The organism is Avibacterium sp. 20-126 (assembly GCF_044358625.1).
GTDB lineage: Bacteria > Pseudomonadota > Gammaproteobacteria > Enterobacterales > Pasteurellaceae > Avibacterium.
Genome location: NZ_CP091457.1, coordinates 314,107 through 328,084 on the forward strand (window position 1 = coordinate 314,107; position 13,978 = coordinate 328,084).

Annotated in this window: 13 protein-coding genes and 1 pseudogene; 9 read left to right on the plus strand and 5 right to left on the minus strand. The window is 40.5% G+C overall.

Features of this window, described 5'->3' with window-relative positions; all coding sequences use genetic code 11:
- Nucleotides 1-7 precede the first annotated feature (7 nt).
- The 3 genes from dcuC to L4F91_RS01520 all read left to right on the plus strand — a co-directional run bounded on the left by dcuC (nucleotide 8) and on the right by L4F91_RS01520 (nucleotide 3,294).
- Nucleotides 8-1,300 carry a C4-dicarboxylate transporter DcuC gene (dcuC, locus tag L4F91_RS01510; RefSeq protein ID WP_395896881.1) on the plus strand — a complete coding sequence of 431 codons (1,293 nt, stop codon included), beginning with the start codon at nucleotides 8-10 and terminating at the stop codon, nucleotides 1,298-1,300.
- Between the two features lie 186 nt (nucleotides 1,301-1,486).
- Nucleotides 1,487-2,818 (plus strand): 30S ribosomal protein S12 methylthiotransferase RimO, encoded by a 1,332-nt coding sequence (gene rimO / locus L4F91_RS01515; protein WP_395896883.1) that lies wholly within the window; start codon nucleotides 1,487-1,489, stop codon nucleotides 2,816-2,818.
- Nucleotides 2,818-3,294, plus strand: coding sequence for a low molecular weight protein-tyrosine-phosphatase (locus L4F91_RS01520; protein WP_265762870.1), 477 nt, complete (start codon nucleotides 2,818-2,820; stop codon nucleotides 3,292-3,294). Before rimO ends, L4F91_RS01520 begins: the two co-directional genes overlap by 1 nt.
- Nucleotides 3,295-3,361: 67 nt before the next feature.
- Here L4F91_RS01520 and L4F91_RS01525 read toward each other — a convergent pair.
- From L4F91_RS01525 to dnaA, 5 genes and pseudogenes are all read right to left on the minus strand, one after another.
- Nucleotides 3,362-3,547, minus strand: a pseudogene (locus L4F91_RS01525) (MFS transporter); the annotation flags it as partial.
- A gap of 39 nt (nucleotides 3,548-3,586) precedes the next feature.
- Nucleotides 3,587-4,279, minus strand: coding sequence for a 7-cyano-7-deazaguanine/7-aminomethyl-7-deazaguanine transporter (locus L4F91_RS01530; RefSeq protein WP_265778631.1), 693 nt, complete (start codon nucleotides 4,277-4,279; stop codon nucleotides 3,587-3,589).
- Nucleotides 4,280-4,582: 303 nt separating this feature from the next.
- The gene (gene recF, locus L4F91_RS01535; RefSeq protein WP_395896886.1) at nucleotides 4,583-5,674 is read right to left on the minus strand and encodes a DNA replication/repair protein RecF; all 1,092 of its coding nucleotides are present in this window, start codon (nucleotides 5,672-5,674) and stop codon (nucleotides 4,583-4,585) included.
- Between the two features lie 5 nt (nucleotides 5,675-5,679).
- Nucleotides 5,680-6,780: a DNA polymerase III subunit beta gene (gene dnaN / locus L4F91_RS01540; protein ID WP_395896888.1), complete on the minus strand. Its 1,101-nt coding sequence runs from the start codon at nucleotides 6,778-6,780 to the stop codon at nucleotides 5,680-5,682.
- Between the two features lie 10 nt (nucleotides 6,781-6,790).
- Nucleotides 6,791-8,149 carry a chromosomal replication initiator protein DnaA gene (gene dnaA / locus L4F91_RS01545; RefSeq protein ID WP_395896890.1) on the minus strand — a complete coding sequence of 453 codons (1,359 nt, stop codon included), beginning with the start codon at nucleotides 8,147-8,149 and terminating at the stop codon, nucleotides 6,791-6,793.
- Nucleotides 8,150-8,506: 357 nt separating this feature from the next.
- Between dnaA and rpmH the strand changes: the two genes are divergently transcribed.
- The 6 genes from rpmH (at nucleotide 8,507) to ribF (ending at nucleotide 13,851) form a co-directional block, all read left to right on the plus strand.
- Nucleotides 8,507-8,641 carry a 50S ribosomal protein L34 gene (rpmH, locus tag L4F91_RS01550; protein ID WP_395896892.1) on the plus strand — a complete coding sequence of 45 codons (135 nt, stop codon included), beginning with the start codon at nucleotides 8,507-8,509 and terminating at the stop codon, nucleotides 8,639-8,641.
- 14 nt (nucleotides 8,642-8,655) lie between these two features.
- Nucleotides 8,656-9,015, plus strand: coding sequence for a ribonuclease P protein component (gene rnpA / locus L4F91_RS01555; protein WP_395896894.1), 360 nt, complete (start codon nucleotides 8,656-8,658; stop codon nucleotides 9,013-9,015).
- Complete coding sequence (gene yidD, locus L4F91_RS01560; protein ID WP_250350956.1) at nucleotides 8,979-9,239, plus strand: membrane protein insertion efficiency factor YidD; 261 nt, start codon at nucleotides 8,979-8,981, stop codon at nucleotides 9,237-9,239. Before rnpA ends, yidD begins: the two co-directional genes overlap by 37 nt.
- Nucleotides 9,239-10,852, plus strand: coding sequence for a membrane protein insertase YidC (yidC, locus tag L4F91_RS01565; protein ID WP_395896897.1), 1,614 nt, complete (start codon nucleotides 9,239-9,241; stop codon nucleotides 10,850-10,852). Before yidD ends, yidC begins: the two co-directional genes overlap by 1 nt.
- A 512-nt stretch (nucleotides 10,853-11,364) precedes the next feature.
- Complete coding sequence (gene mnmE / locus L4F91_RS01570; protein WP_395896899.1) at nucleotides 11,365-12,723, plus strand: tRNA uridine-5-carboxymethylaminomethyl(34) synthesis GTPase MnmE; 1,359 nt, start codon at nucleotides 11,365-11,367, stop codon at nucleotides 12,721-12,723.
- A gap of 180 nt (nucleotides 12,724-12,903) precedes the next feature.
- Nucleotides 12,904-13,851, plus strand: coding sequence for a bifunctional riboflavin kinase/FAD synthetase (ribF, locus tag L4F91_RS01575; protein WP_395896901.1), 948 nt, complete (start codon nucleotides 12,904-12,906; stop codon nucleotides 13,849-13,851).
- Nucleotides 13,852-13,978: the final 127 nt, after the last annotated feature.

The window sequence follows — 13,978 nt, forward strand, 5'->3', positions numbered from 1 at the left end:
GAATAATATGCTTGAACTTAAATCTTTCGTGGCAATTTTGGGTGTTGTTGCTGCGGTTTATTTATTGGTAAAAAAATATGAAACGCGTACCGTATTAATTGGTTTAGGCTTATTAATGTCTTTATTAACGCTCAACCCAATGGGGGCGTTAGATGCCTTTGCTAAATCAATGACCAGCAGTGGATTAATTATGGCAATCTGTTCCAGTATGGGCTTTGCTTATGTGATGAAATACACAAAATGTGATACACATCTTGTGCATTTAATGACTCGGCCCTTATCAGGACTAAGATTTTTCTTAATTCCTTTTGCCACAATGATTACTTTTTTTATTAATATTGCGATTCCTTCAGCAGCCGGTTGCGCTGCCGCCGTTGGCGCAACATTAATCCCCGTATTAAAAAGTGCAGGTGTGCGACCTGCTACGGCTGGGGCAGCCATTTTGGCTGGCACATTTGGTTCAATGATGAGTCCCGGCTCTTCTCATTCTGCTATGATTGCCGAAATGTCAAATTTAACGATTACGCAAGTCAATTTATCTCATGCACCTTATACGATTATCGCTGGTGCGATTGCAGCGGTTTCGCTAACTTTAGTCGCATTAATGCTAAAAGATTATGGCGAAGAACATCGTCAAGCCTATTTAGCAGAAGCTAAAGAATCTGAACAATCTTTCCAAAAATCAAACATTTTCTTTGCCATTGCACCTTTATTACCATTGGTTATTTTAGTAATTGGTGGAACCGCTTTACAAGAAATCCCGGCACTTGCTTGGACGAAAATGGGGGTACCGCAAGCAATGTTAATTGGGGCAATTTATGCCATTTTCGTTACACGCATTTCTCCGGCTAAAATTACAGAAGAATTTTTTAATGGAATGGGGAGCGCTTATGCAAATGTGTTAGGCATTATTATTTCAGCGAGTGTTTTTGTGGCAGGGCTAAAATCGACTGGTGCCATTGACAGCGCCATTGAATTTCTTAAGCATTCAAACGAATTTGTCCGTTGGGGAGCAACGATTGGTCCATTCTTAATGGGCTTGCTCACAGGTTCTGGCGATGCGGCAGCAATCGCCTTTAACACAGCAGTAACACCACACGCAGTCGAATTAGGCTACACACACTTAAACCTTGGTATGGCGGCCGCTATTGCAGGGGCTATTGGACGCACTGCCTCGCCAATCGCAGGCGTAACGATTGTTTGTGCAGGATTAGCGATGGTTAGCCCTGTGGATATTGTTAAACGTACAGGTTTAGGAATGGTGCTTGCTGTACTATTCTTGGCATTATTTATGCTTTAATTTTTTCACGGTGGGAAAATTTAACACATTCCCACCGCACTTTATTATTCCTTCTGTCTAAAAAAGCCATCTGACTTTCTTCGCATAAAGTGCGGTGCTTTTTTCTGTAAATTTCCCCTCACTTATCGCCTTTTGCATACGAATTTTGTACAATGCACCGTTTTGAGTGATTATTGAGATTATTTTATGAGTTCAGCACCAAATATTGGTTTTATTAGTTTAGGTTGTCCTAAAAATTTAGTGGATTCAGAACGTATTTTGACGGAGCTGCGTTCTGATGGGTATAACATTATTCCAAGTTATGAAAATGCCGATTTAGTGATCGTTAATACCTGCGGATTTATTGACAGCGCAGTGCAAGAGTCGTTAGAAGCCATTGGTGAAGCGTTAGAAGAAAATGGTAAAGTGATTGTTACAGGCTGTTTGGGGGCGAAAGAAGATCGTATCCGTGAAGTACATCCAAAGGTATTAGAAGTTACAGGCCCACATAGTTATGAAGCGGTGATGACACAAGTGCATAAATATGTACCAAAACCCGCACACAACCCTTATATCAGTCTTGTGCCAGCGCAAGGAGTGAAATTAACCCCAAAACATTATGCCTATTTGAAAATTTCAGAAGGCTGCGATCATCGTTGTACTTTCTGTATTATTCCTTCAATGCGCGGTGATTTAGATAGCCGTCCGATTACGCAAGTCTTAGATGAAGCCAAACGCCTTGCTGATGCTGGGGTGAAAGAGCTACTTATCGTGTCGCAAGATACTTCAGCGTATGCCTTAGATCAAGGTAAAGAAAATCAAAATAAAACGGTTTTCTGGAACGGTAAGCCAATCAAAAATAATCTGATCAGCCTGTGCGAGCAGTTGGCGACCTTAGGCATTTGGGTGCGTTTGCATTATGTATATCCTTATCCGCACGTGGATAATTTAATTCCACTTATGGCGCAAGGCAAAATTTTGCCTTATTTAGATATTCCATTACAACACGCAAGCCCAAAAATTTTGAAAGCAATGAAGCGTCCGGGGTCTATTGATCGCACGTTAGAACGTATAAAAAAATGGCGTGAAATTTGCCCTGAATTAACCTTACGTTCCACTTTTATTGTTGGCTTCCCGGGTGAAACGGAGGAAGATTTTCAACAACTATTAGATTTCTTACAGGAAGCCCAGCTTGATCGAGTTGGCTGTTTCAAATTTAGCCCTGTTGAAGGTGCGCCAGCCACAGATATGCCAGATCAAATACCAGAAGACGTAAAAGAAGCGCGTTTCCACCGTTTTATGCAAGTGCAACAAGCTATTTCAGCACAACGCTTACAGCAAAAAATTGGCAAAACCCTGCCTGTCATTGTGGACGAAATAGATGAAGAAGGGATTATCGGACGCTCAATGGCGGATGCCCCAGAAATTGATGGTGTGGTTTATGTAGATAACTTATCTCACCAAGCTGTGAGCGTAGGACAAGTGATTAACGTAACGATCACACAAGCCGATGAATATGATTTATGGGGAACCTGCTAATGGCAGCGCCAGTGAACGTGTTATTTGTCTGTTTGGGGAACATTTGCCGTTCCCCAATGGCGGAATATCTTTTCCGTGAAAAAGTGAAACAAGCAGGCTTAGCCAATAAAATGATGAGTGATAGTGCTGGCACATCTGGCTGGCACGATGGCGAGGATATGCACTGCGGTACAGCAGAAACTCTTGAATTACATCATATTGATAATAAAGGTTTTACTAGCCGAAAAGTGCGGTTAAAAGATTGGCAAGATTTTGATTATATTATTGCTATGGATAACCAAAATTTAGCCGATTTAGAAAAATTATTTGGACATCACCCTGAAAAATTATTTCAAATCACTCAGCTTTGTCCTGATTTAGGTATCGATCATATCCCTGATCCTTGGTACACCAAGAATTTTACCCAAACTTACGAATTATTAGATCAATGTTGTGATGCCTTGTTAGCACACATTCGTAAAGAAAAATCTTGTTAAAAACCACCGCACTTTTGTTGATAAAAGCTGATAGGTTATGGCTATCAGCTTTTTTGCTATAACTTGCTTATGTATTATTCCGCTTCAGTAAGAGTAAAGCAAAGGTTGAGATTAATAGCACGAATGCTGCGCCGATATAAAGATTTTGTTTTTCTCATCCGCTATCTAATAAAATACCTGCGATTATTGGAGCAAGGATTGCGCCAATGCGTCCTATGCTGATTGACCAGCCAGCACCTGTACTTCGTATATTCATTGTGTTTCCTTATGATATGTTGATGAATAAATCCTTTTATTCTCTTGTGAGTTGTTGAAGCTTACGCAAAATAATATTTAGTGCGACGCCATAGGCAGGAACAAATAGCACGATGCCGACAAAAAGTTTGAAAAGATAATCTACAAAACCAAGTTCAAACCAATGTTCCGCCATAAAAGGATCACTGCTTGCGAAAAATGCGACGGAAAAGAATAAGAAGGTATCTGCCATTGAACCGAAAATCATTGAGCTACTCGGCGCAATCCACCAGGTTTTTAACTGGCGTAATCGATTAAATACAAGTACATCAAGTAATTGACCGAAAACATAGGCGACAAAACTGGCAATAGCAATGCGAAAAACGAATAAGTTGAAATCAAATAAGGCTTCGATCCCTTGATATTGCGTGTCCAAAAAGAGCGTGGAAATCACATAACTGATAATTAATGCGGGAAACATCACGGCAAAGATGATCCATCTTGCGGCGGTTGCTCCAAAAATTCGCACAGTTAGATCCGTTGCAAGGAAAATAAATGGGAAAGTAAGCGTTCCCCAAGTGCTGTGGAACGAGAAATCTGCTAGTCCGAGTAGATGAAATGGCAAGTGTATCTCAAACGGGATTTGTACTAAATAGTTACTTGCGGCAATAATAAAAATGTGGAAAAAAGTTAAAATAATTAATGCGTTACGTTTTTGGTGAACATTAAAGATCGGAGAAGTTACTTTCATCTTTTATACCTTTTTGTTGAAAATATTGGGGTGAGGGAACCCAAATTAAGTGGAAAAATTGCGTAATCTTTGAACAGCTGATGTTCGACATACAGGTTATTCAAAGGATCGCTGATAATACGTATTTTTGTTGATATTTCAAGGAATATCTCAATTTATTTTGAGGAATAAGTGCAGAAAATTCTCTATTATAAAGTGCGGTGCTTTTTTGTTGATTTTTGTTTTGAGGGAATGGGGAATGATTTGTGTATATCCGCCATTTGATGAGAGAACATAAGAGGTTTCTTGTTTTAGCAAGAGAGGTTAGGAAGAGCAAAACACGTTTTCACTGAGTTTACCGTTATTGACACTAAAAGTACGGTGTTTTTCTGGTTGCATTTCTTTTAGTTGGTTGTGTGTAATGGCGGTAACAAACACTTGTGAGCCGCTTTGTTGTAGGCGTTCAGCTAATAATGCACGTTTTGTTTGATCTAATTCAGAAGCGAAATCATCAATTAAAAAAATACAATGACGATTTTTTTGTTGCATCAAATGTTCACCTTGAGCTAGGCGCAAGGCACACATTAGCAGTTTTAATTGCCCACGAGAAAGCACATCTTCTACCGGTAATCCATTCGCCTTAAAGCGAAAATCCGCCTTTTGCGGGCCAGATACGGTGTAACCAATGGCACGATCTCGTTCAAAATTTTGACATAACAATTCGGCGTAATCGCTGTTTTTATCCCAGCCTTGATGAAAACTGACACTGATTTCTAATTCAGGCAGAAATAGCTGACAGGTGCGTTCAATTTCAGGACGTAAGGCTTCGACATAATCGGCACGCCATTGGCTGACTTGGTTAGCAAGATTGACCAGCGCTTTATCCCAAATCTGAATATGTTCATAGTGCAAGGCTCGTTGTAAAGCCGCATTGCGTTGCTTCAATAAGCGGTTAAGTTGGCTCCAAACAGGGTGAAAATCACGATGATGATGGAATAGTCCCCAATCTAAAAAAGCACGGCGATAGCTTGGCCCACCGTTGAGCAAGGTCAATCCTTCTGGGGTAATCATTTGCATTGGTAACAAATGGGCAAGATCGGCAATTTTCTTTGCTTCTTCACCGTTAATTTTTACCTGAGTGTTACCTTGGCGGTGTTTTTGCAACCCCACTGACCACTGATGTTGTTGCTCTTGAATTTTGCCATAAAGGGTGAAGTGAGGCTGTTCGTAAGAAATAATGCGATTTGCTACCGCACTTTTAAAAGAACGTCCGTGAGCAAGATAAAAAATGGCTTCAAGTAAACTGGTTTTACCGCTGCCGTTATTGCCCACTAAAAAGTTAAAGCCGTGGTCAAATTCTAGATCCACGGCGTTTAAATTACGAAAATTTTCAACCGTTAAGCGTGAAATTGCCATATCAATTATAAACGCATTGGCATAATCACATATTCTGCGCTATTGTCATCCACATCTTCAATTAAGCAACTGGAAGAAGCATCTGTCAATCGCATACGCACTTGTTTGCATTTGAGGGCATTGAGTACATCAAGCAAATAGCTGACATTAAAGCCGACTTCCATTTCTTCGCCGTTGTAGTCGATGTCAATGATTTCTTCGGCTTGCTCTTGCTCCGTATTTGTCGCGGTGATTGTGAGCTGGTTTTCTGCAAGCTGTAAACGTACTGTTCTTACTTTATCATTGGATAAAATCGCGGCACGGGCAAAGGCTTGTTTTAAACTTTCCCATTCGCCTGTCATAATACGTTGCGCATTGCGTGGTAATACGCGACGATAATCTGGGAAACGTCCATCAATTAATTTAGAGGTAAAAATAATGTGTCCTAAATCAATGCGTAAATTATTTGTACCAATTTGTACACGAGCTGGCTGATCATTACTTTCTAATAAACGGGCTAATTCTAGCACGCCTTTACGTGGCACAATGACAGAATGAAGCTGTAAATCTTGTTCTAGGGGAATTGTACAAACCGCAAGGCGATGTCCATCTGTTGCAACAGTACGCAATAAGTTACCTTCGGTTTCAAATTTCATTCCATTTAAGAAATAACGCGCATCTTGATTTGCCATAGAAAATTGAGTGGCATCAATGAGGCGACGTAAGGTGGCTTGTGTGGTGGTAAAATCTACCTCTGCTTGCCAATCAGCTAAATTTGGATATTCCTCAGCTGGAAGGGTTGTTAGATTAAATTTACTTCTACCGCAATGCACTAAGGCACGTTCTTCTTCAAAACTTACCGTAATATCTGAACCATCAGGAAAACTACGGCAAATATCAAGGAATTTTTTAGCGGGTATGGTGAAATGCCCATCTTGTTCAGCACTATTTAACTGTGTTTGGGTGGAAAGTTCCACTTCTAAATCTGTTCCTGTAATGGTTAAAGATTGCCCTTCAATGTGTAGTAATACATTGTTTAACACAGGAATATTAGGGCGACTACTCAATACACCACATACTTGTTGTAAGGGCTTTAACAGGTTTTCTCTTGATACAGTAAATTGCATAGTTTCGTCCTTAAACTGATAAGGTTCGGATTAAATTAGACCAATCTTCTTGAATGCTTGGGTCTTGTTGCTTGAGTTTATCTACACTGCGACAGGCGTGCAAAACAGTAGTATGATCACGATCACCAAAGCTACTGCCAATTTCAGGGAAACTGCGATTAGTCAGTTCGCGTGAAAGTGCCATTGCAATTTGGCGAGGGCGAGCCACCGATCTTGCGCGACTTTTCGATTTAAGATCGGCCACTTTGATACGGTAATATTCTGCCACGATTTTTTGGATGTTTTCCACGGTCACTAATTTTTCTTGTAACGCCAGCATATCTTTGAGGGTCTCACGCACAAAATCAATGGTAATCGGTTTGCCCGTAAATTCTGCATTAGCGTGAACACGGTTGAGCGCGCCTTCTAATTCACGCACGTTCGTGCGTAATTTTTCGCCGATAAACAACGCCACTTCTTGGGGTAAGCGCATATTTTTTTCTTCTGCTTTTTTCAATAAAATGGCGACACGAGTTTCAAGTTCTGGGGGTTCAATGGCTACGCTTAATCCCCAACCAAAACGAGATTTTAAGCGATCTTCAATTTTCTCTATCTCTTTTGGATAGCGGTCAGAGGTTAAAATAATTTGCCGACTACTTTCAAATAACGAGTTAAAAATATGGAAAAATTCTTCTTGCGTACCGTCTTTGCCCGCAAAGAATTGAATATCATCAATCAGCAAGGCATCTAAAGTGCGGTAGAATTTTTTGAAGTTTTCCATTTTGTCTTCTTGCAGCGCCCGGACATATTCTTGCATAAAGCGTTCTGCGTGGATATAAATTACGCGTGCTTCTGGTTTTGTGGTTAAAATGCCATTACCTACGGCGTGTAATAAGTGGGTTTTGCCAAGCCCAGTGCCACCGTAAAGAAACAGGGGATTGGCGCTTTGTTCCCCCGGATTAATTGCCACTTTTTGTGCCACTGCGCGGGCAAGTTGGTTTGATTTCCCTTCGACAAAATTGTCAAAAATATGCTTAGTATTTAAGTTAGAACGATAATTGGCCTTTTGTTCATTCGCTGGCGTGGGTGCGGTATTTGGTACGATAACAGGCGTAGGTGTGGTACGCGTCGCGGGTTTTGAGCCTTCCTGCACTTTTACACTAAAATCTGCATTGCCAGAAAATTGTTGGGCTAAGCGGCTAATTAGTTCAAGATAATGGGTCTCCACCCAGTTTTTAACAAAAACATTGGAAGCATATAACACCATATTGTTTTCACCTACAATATCAGCTTGCAATGGACGTAACCAAGTGCTGAAATCCGTTGGTGAAACTTGATCTTGTAATTGTGAAAGGCAATCCTGCCAAAGCGATGCGAGCGTGGTTTTCATTGTTATTATATCTTGGTTTATCCGTTAAACATCTGAATAGTCCGCTGAAAAGTGCGGTGAGAATTCGGCTAATTCTACAATAAAGTTGAGAAAAGATCTTTATAAAAGGATCAAAAAAAATCGAAAAAGGCTGCTTGAGATTTCTGCCAAAAAAAGTATAATTCTCCCCGCTTTTATGCTTTCAAATAAGAAAAATACAGATTATGTTGTGATTTTTTCTTATTCTTATTTGACGAACGGTTCATTTGTGATTACAATTCCGTTCCTTATTTTAGTAACCCTTGTTTCAATTCGTTTTTGGCTATCTAAATGTCAAAGGCAATAATTAAACAATGTTGATTTAGGTAGATTATAATTATGAAACGTACATTTCAACCATCTGTATTAAAACGTAGTCGTACTCACGGTTTCCGTGCGCGTATGGCAACTAAAAACGGCCGTCAAGTTTTAGCTCGTCGTCGTGCTAAAGGTCGTAAGAGTTTATCTGAATAATCCAGCCTTTTGCTGTGATTAAGCTAAACTTTTCTAGGGAGTTACGTCTGCTAACTCCCGCTCAATTCAAATACGTTTTCCAAGATCCACAATGTGCCAGTTCAGCGCAAATTACCATACTTGCTCGCATTAATCAGGAAAATCATCCCCGTCTTGGGCTTGCTGTTGCCAAGAAGCATTTAAAACGCGCCCACGATCGTAATCGCATTAAACGTCTATGCCGTGAACGCTTTCGCTTATTGCAACACCGACTGCCAAATTATGATTTTGTGATTGTTGTTAAACAAGGCATTAGTCAGTTAGATAATCAACAACTATTCAATTTATTGGATAAATTATGGCAACGCCACATTCGCTTGGCTCAAAAATCTTAATTGCGCTTATTCGCTTTTATCAACTGGTAATTAGCCCTTTAATTGGCCCACGTTGCCGATTCACACCAACCTGTTCTTGCTATGGCATTGAGGCATTAAAAACGCACGGTGCGTTAAAAGGTGGTTGGCTTACGTTAAAACGTATATTAAAATGTCATCCTTTACACGCGGGTGGATACGATCCTGTTCCACCAAAGATCAATAACAACAAAGAGAACAAATAATGGATTCAAGACGTAGCCTGTTAGTGCTCGCACTACTCTTTATTTCTTTTCTTGTTTATCAGCAATGGCAAGTGGACTATCATTCACCTAAGCCAGTTGCCACTGAACAAGTTCAGACAACGAATAATCAAAGTGAATTTGCTTCAAATTCGGATCTAACTAACCTTGCACAAGGTAAAGTAATTACTTTAGAAAATGACGTTTTCCGCTTACAAATTAATACATTAGGTGGAGATGTTGTCGGTTCTGAATTATTAAAATATGATGAAACGTTACATTCTAATACGCCATTCATTTTGTTAAAAGATACGCCTGAGCATATTTATATTGCACAAAGTGGTCTGGTTGGTAAAAACGGGATTGATACCAAAGCCGGTCGTGCAAACTACCAAGTAGAGGGGGATACCTTCAAATTGGCAGATGGGCAAAATGAACTTGTTGTCCCTTTCGTGTTTGAAAAAGAGGGGGTAACTTATCGCAAAATTTTCGTATTAAAACGTGGTGAATATGATGTGGCAGTGAATTTTGAAATTGCTAACCAAAGCAATCAAGCCATTGAAGTTGAACCTTATGCCCAATTAACCCATACATTGGTTGAAAGCTCAGGTAGTATGGCGATGCCAACCTATACAGGCGGTGCTTATTCTTCTTCTGAAACAAATTATAAAAAATATAGTTTCAAAGATATGGAAGAAAAAGATCTTTCGCTACAAACCAAAGTGGGCTGGGTTGCAATTTTACAACACTATTTCGTTTCTGCTTGGATCCCAAATCAAGATGCAACCCATCAATTTTATTCTACAACTGACAAAGCACGTAACTTAGGCTCAATCGGTTATCGTGGACCAGCTATTGATATTCCATCAGGTGCAACAGAAACCATCACCAGCAAATTATGGACAGGGCCTAAATTACAAAATGAAATGGGACAAGTGGCAAACCATTTAGATCTTACCGTTGATTACGGCTGGGCGTGGTTTATTGCGAAACCCTTATTCTGGCTACTTACCCACATTCACGATTTAGTGAAGAACTGGGGGCTTGCGATTATTTGTGTAACCTTAGTGGTGAAAGGGCTTTTATACCCATTAACTAAAGCACAATACACTTCAATGGCAAAAATGCGTATGCTGCAACCGAAAATCCAAGAAATGCGTGAGCGTTATGGGGAAGATCGTCAGCGAATGAGCCAAGAAATGATGAAATTATATAAAGAAGAAAAAGTAAACCCACTCGGTGGTTGTTTACCAATTTTATTACAAATGCCAATTTTCATCGCCTTATATTGGACGTTTATGGAAGCCGTTGAATTACGCCACGCCCCATTCTTCGGTTGGATTCAAGATTTATCAGCACAAGATCCATATTATATCTTGCCTATTTTAATGGGCGTGTCGATGTTTTTATTACAAAAAATGTCGCCAACTCCAGTGGCTGATCCAATGCAGCAAAAGGTAATGACCTTTATGCCAGTGATTTTTACCGTATTCTTCCTATTCTTCCCGGCAGGATTGGTACTCTATTGGTTAGTCTCTAACCTTATCACTATTGCGCAACAACAATGGATTTACCGTGGGTTAGAGAAAAAAGGATTACATTCCCGTAAAAAATAACTTGCTAGCGTAGATAATTGATTTATGGGCGACCCAAGTGTTCGCCCATTTTAGATCAAAAAATCCCTTTAATTCATTGATTTTTTATATAACTGGCTGTTTGAAAAGAACGTTAGTGATTACTTTTAATCTGTAATACAATTATCCCCGTGTAGGGGCGAACCTAAGTGTTCGCCCATTTTAGATCAAAAAATCCCTTTAATTTATTGATTTTGTTATATGACTGGCTGTTTGAAAAGAACGTTAGTGATTGCTTTTAATCTGTAATACAATTATCTCCCTGTAGGGGCGAACCTAAGTGTTCGCCCTAGCTATTGAATTGAAAAATTGCCTTATGGTAACGCTTGAATGAACAATGGCAATGGTTGGACGGTAATCAGGAAACAGGTTCACCATTGGTCGAAGAAATCTAATAAAATAAAGATTATTCACCGCACGGCTTATTGTGCTTTTACAAGTATGAGATAATATTTGAGCATTTTTAAAAGTGCGGTCGTTTTTTAGGAAAAATTATGTCAAAAGAAACCATAGTCGCCCAAGCCACGCCGATTGGACGTGGCGGTGTCGGTATTTTACGGGTATCAGGGCCACTCGCCCAACAAGTGGCTGAGACGGTGCTAGGCAAAAGCCTTAAGCCTCGTATTGCCAATTATTTACCCTTTAAAGATAGCGATGGCACGGTGTTAGACCAAGGGATCGCGCTATTTTTTAAAGCCCCAAATTCTTTCACCGGTGAAGATGTATTAGAGCTACAAGGCCACGGTGGGCAGATTATTTTAGATCTCTTGCTCAAACGCATTTTGCAAGTTAAAGGCGTGCGCTTGGCTCGCCCGGGGGAATTTTCTGAACAGGCATTTTTGAATGATAAATTGGATCTTACCCAAGCAGAGGCGATTGCAGATCTGATTGATGCCACTTCTGAACAAGCGGCACGTTCTGCGCTGAAATCCCTCCAAGGGGAATTTTCTAATAAAATCAATCAGCTTGTTGATGATGTCATTTATTTACGCACCTATGTGGAAGCTGCAATTGATTTCCCTGATGAAGAAATTGATTTCTTAGCTGATGGTAAAATTGAAGCCAAATTGCGTGAGATTATTGCTCAACTTGTTGCTGTGCGAGCGGAAGCCAAGCAAGGGGCGATTTTGCGCGAAGGAATGAAAGTGGTGATCGCGGGGCGGCCAAATGCGGGCAAATCTAGCCTATTAAATGTCCTTGCTGGACGTGAAGCGGCGATTGTGACAGATATTGCTGGTACAACCCGAGATGTGCTGCGTGAGCATATTCATATTGACGGAATGCCATTGCATATTATTGATACCGCAGGTTTGCGTGATGCCACCGATGAAGTGGAGCGTATTGGGATTCGTCGTGCATGGGACGAAATTGAGCAAGCCGATCGCATCATTCTGATGTTAGACAGCACGGATAGCGAAGAAAATCTCGCCCAAGTGCGGTCAGAATTTTTAGCAAAATTGCCGAACAATATCCCTTTGACCATTGTGCGTAATAAAGCGGATTTAAGTGGTGAAGCGGAAACCATTCGCGAACAAAATGGACAAACCTCAATCAGCCTTTCGGCGAAAACACAAGTTGGTGTGGACTTACTGCGTGAACATCTCAAACAATCAATGGGCTATAACACCAGTACAGAAGGTGGTTTTCTTGCACGCCGTCGCCATTTAGAGGCTTTAGAACAAGCGGATATTCACTTGCAAGCAGGACTCATTCAGCTGACCGAGTTTTATGCCGGTGAACTGCTCGCCGAAGAATTGCGAATGGTACAAAATCACCTGAGCGAAATCACAGGACAATTTACCTCTGATGATCTGCTTGGCAATATTTTCAGTTCATTTTGTATTGGTAAATAAGTGAGTGAAAATCAAAGTGCGGTGTGATTTTGCCAATTTTTTAGCTGAAGTAACTTAGTGACAAAATGATAGCTAACACAAATTGAGCGAGTATTTCCTCACTGACAAGCCACAGAGGGCTTGAATAAATCAGCGCCATATGGTGTGTATGGCGAAAAATGAAAGAGTACGGAATTTTTAATGCAATTAATTCAAGGGTTAAAACAACTACCAGCCACTTTGCGACAGCAAGGCTGTGCCTTAACGATTGGTAATTTTGATGGGGTGCATTTAGGGCATCAGGCAGTGTTACGCCACTTGCGTGAAAAAGCCACCAGCCTTTCTTTACCAATGGTGGTGATGCTTTTTGAACCGCAACCAAGCGAATATTTTATGGCAGATAACGCCCCGCCACGTTTGATGCGGTTGCGTGATAAATTGAGTGCATTGGCTGAATTAGGCGTAGATTATGTGATTCGCATAAAATTTGACCGCACTTTTGCCCAGCTTTCTGCTGAACAATTTATTCAACAATACTTGGTACAGAAACTCAATGTGAAATTTTTAAGTATTGGTGATGATTTCCGTTTTGGGGTTGGGCGTACAGGGGATTTTGTTCTGTTACAACAAGCGGGAGAGCAATACGGCTTCCGTGTAGAAGATAATTGCAGTTTTCGTTTAAATGAACAACGTATCAGTAGTACAGCGATCCGTCAAGCCTTAGCTGATGATAATTTAGCCCTTGCCGAGCAGCTTTTAGGCAAGCCTTATTGCATTTATGGGCGCGTGGTGCAAGGCAATAAATTAGGGCGAACCATCGGTTTTCCAACGGCAAATATTCGTCTGCAACGCCAAGTGAACCCTGTGAAAGGCGTTTATGCCGTTCGAGCCAAATTGCCTGATGGCACGGAATATGAAGGTGTAGCAAATATTGGTCGCCGCCCAACTATCAATGGTATAAAACAGCTATTAGAAGTTCATCTCTTTGATTTTAAAGGCGATATTTACGGGCAAGCTCTTCAGGTGGCGCTCTGTCATAAAATTCGAGATGAAGTCAAATTTCCGTCTTTTGACGATCTTAAAGCACAAATTGCAAAAGATGTGGACGTGGCGAAGGATTATTTTAGCCACGCAAAAAGAACCAGATAAATAGCTTAAAGTGCGGTAAAAAATTTGCGAAAAAATCACCGCACTTTAGGAACTGTTGATAATTCAGGATTGAATAACAATTCCCACGCCCCCATTCTTTAACATTGGGCTATTTATGCGTATAATG

Bases quoted from the DNA above. Each gene is read 5' to 3' on its own strand.
- yidC (WP_395896897.1), top strand. From the start codon at position 9,239: ATGGATTCAAGACGTAGCCTGTTAGTGCTCGCACTACTCTTTATTTCT.
- recF (WP_395896886.1), bottom strand. From the start codon at position 5,674: ATGGCAATTTCACGCTTAACGGTTGAAAATTTTCGTAATTTAAACGCC.
- mnmE (WP_395896899.1), top strand. From the start codon at position 11,365: ATGTCAAAAGAAACCATAGTCGCCCAAGCCACGCCGATTGGACGTGGC.
- ribF (WP_395896901.1), top strand. From the start codon at position 12,904: ATGCAATTAATTCAAGGGTTAAAACAACTACCAGCCACTTTGCGACAG.
- L4F91_RS01530 (WP_265778631.1), bottom strand. From the start codon at position 4,279: ATGAAAGTAACTTCTCCGATCTTTAATGTTCACCAAAAACGTAACGCA.
- dnaA (WP_395896890.1), bottom strand. From the start codon at position 8,149: ATGAAAACCACGCTCGCATCGCTTTGGCAGGATTGCCTTTCACAATTA.
- rimO (WP_395896883.1), top strand. From the start codon at position 1,487: ATGAGTTCAGCACCAAATATTGGTTTTATTAGTTTAGGTTGTCCTAAA.
- dcuC (WP_395896881.1), top strand. From the start codon at position 8: ATGCTTGAACTTAAATCTTTCGTGGCAATTTTGGGTGTTGTTGCTGCG.
- yidD (WP_250350956.1), top strand. From the start codon at position 8,979: ATGGCAACGCCACATTCGCTTGGCTCAAAAATCTTAATTGCGCTTATT.
- dnaN (WP_395896888.1), bottom strand. From the start codon at position 6,780: ATGCAATTTACTGTATCAAGAGAAAACCTGTTAAAGCCCTTACAACAA.
- rpmH (WP_395896892.1), top strand. From the start codon at position 8,507: ATGAAACGTACATTTCAACCATCTGTATTAAAACGTAGTCGTACTCAC.
- L4F91_RS01520 (WP_265762870.1), top strand. From the start codon at position 2,818: ATGGCAGCGCCAGTGAACGTGTTATTTGTCTGTTTGGGGAACATTTGC.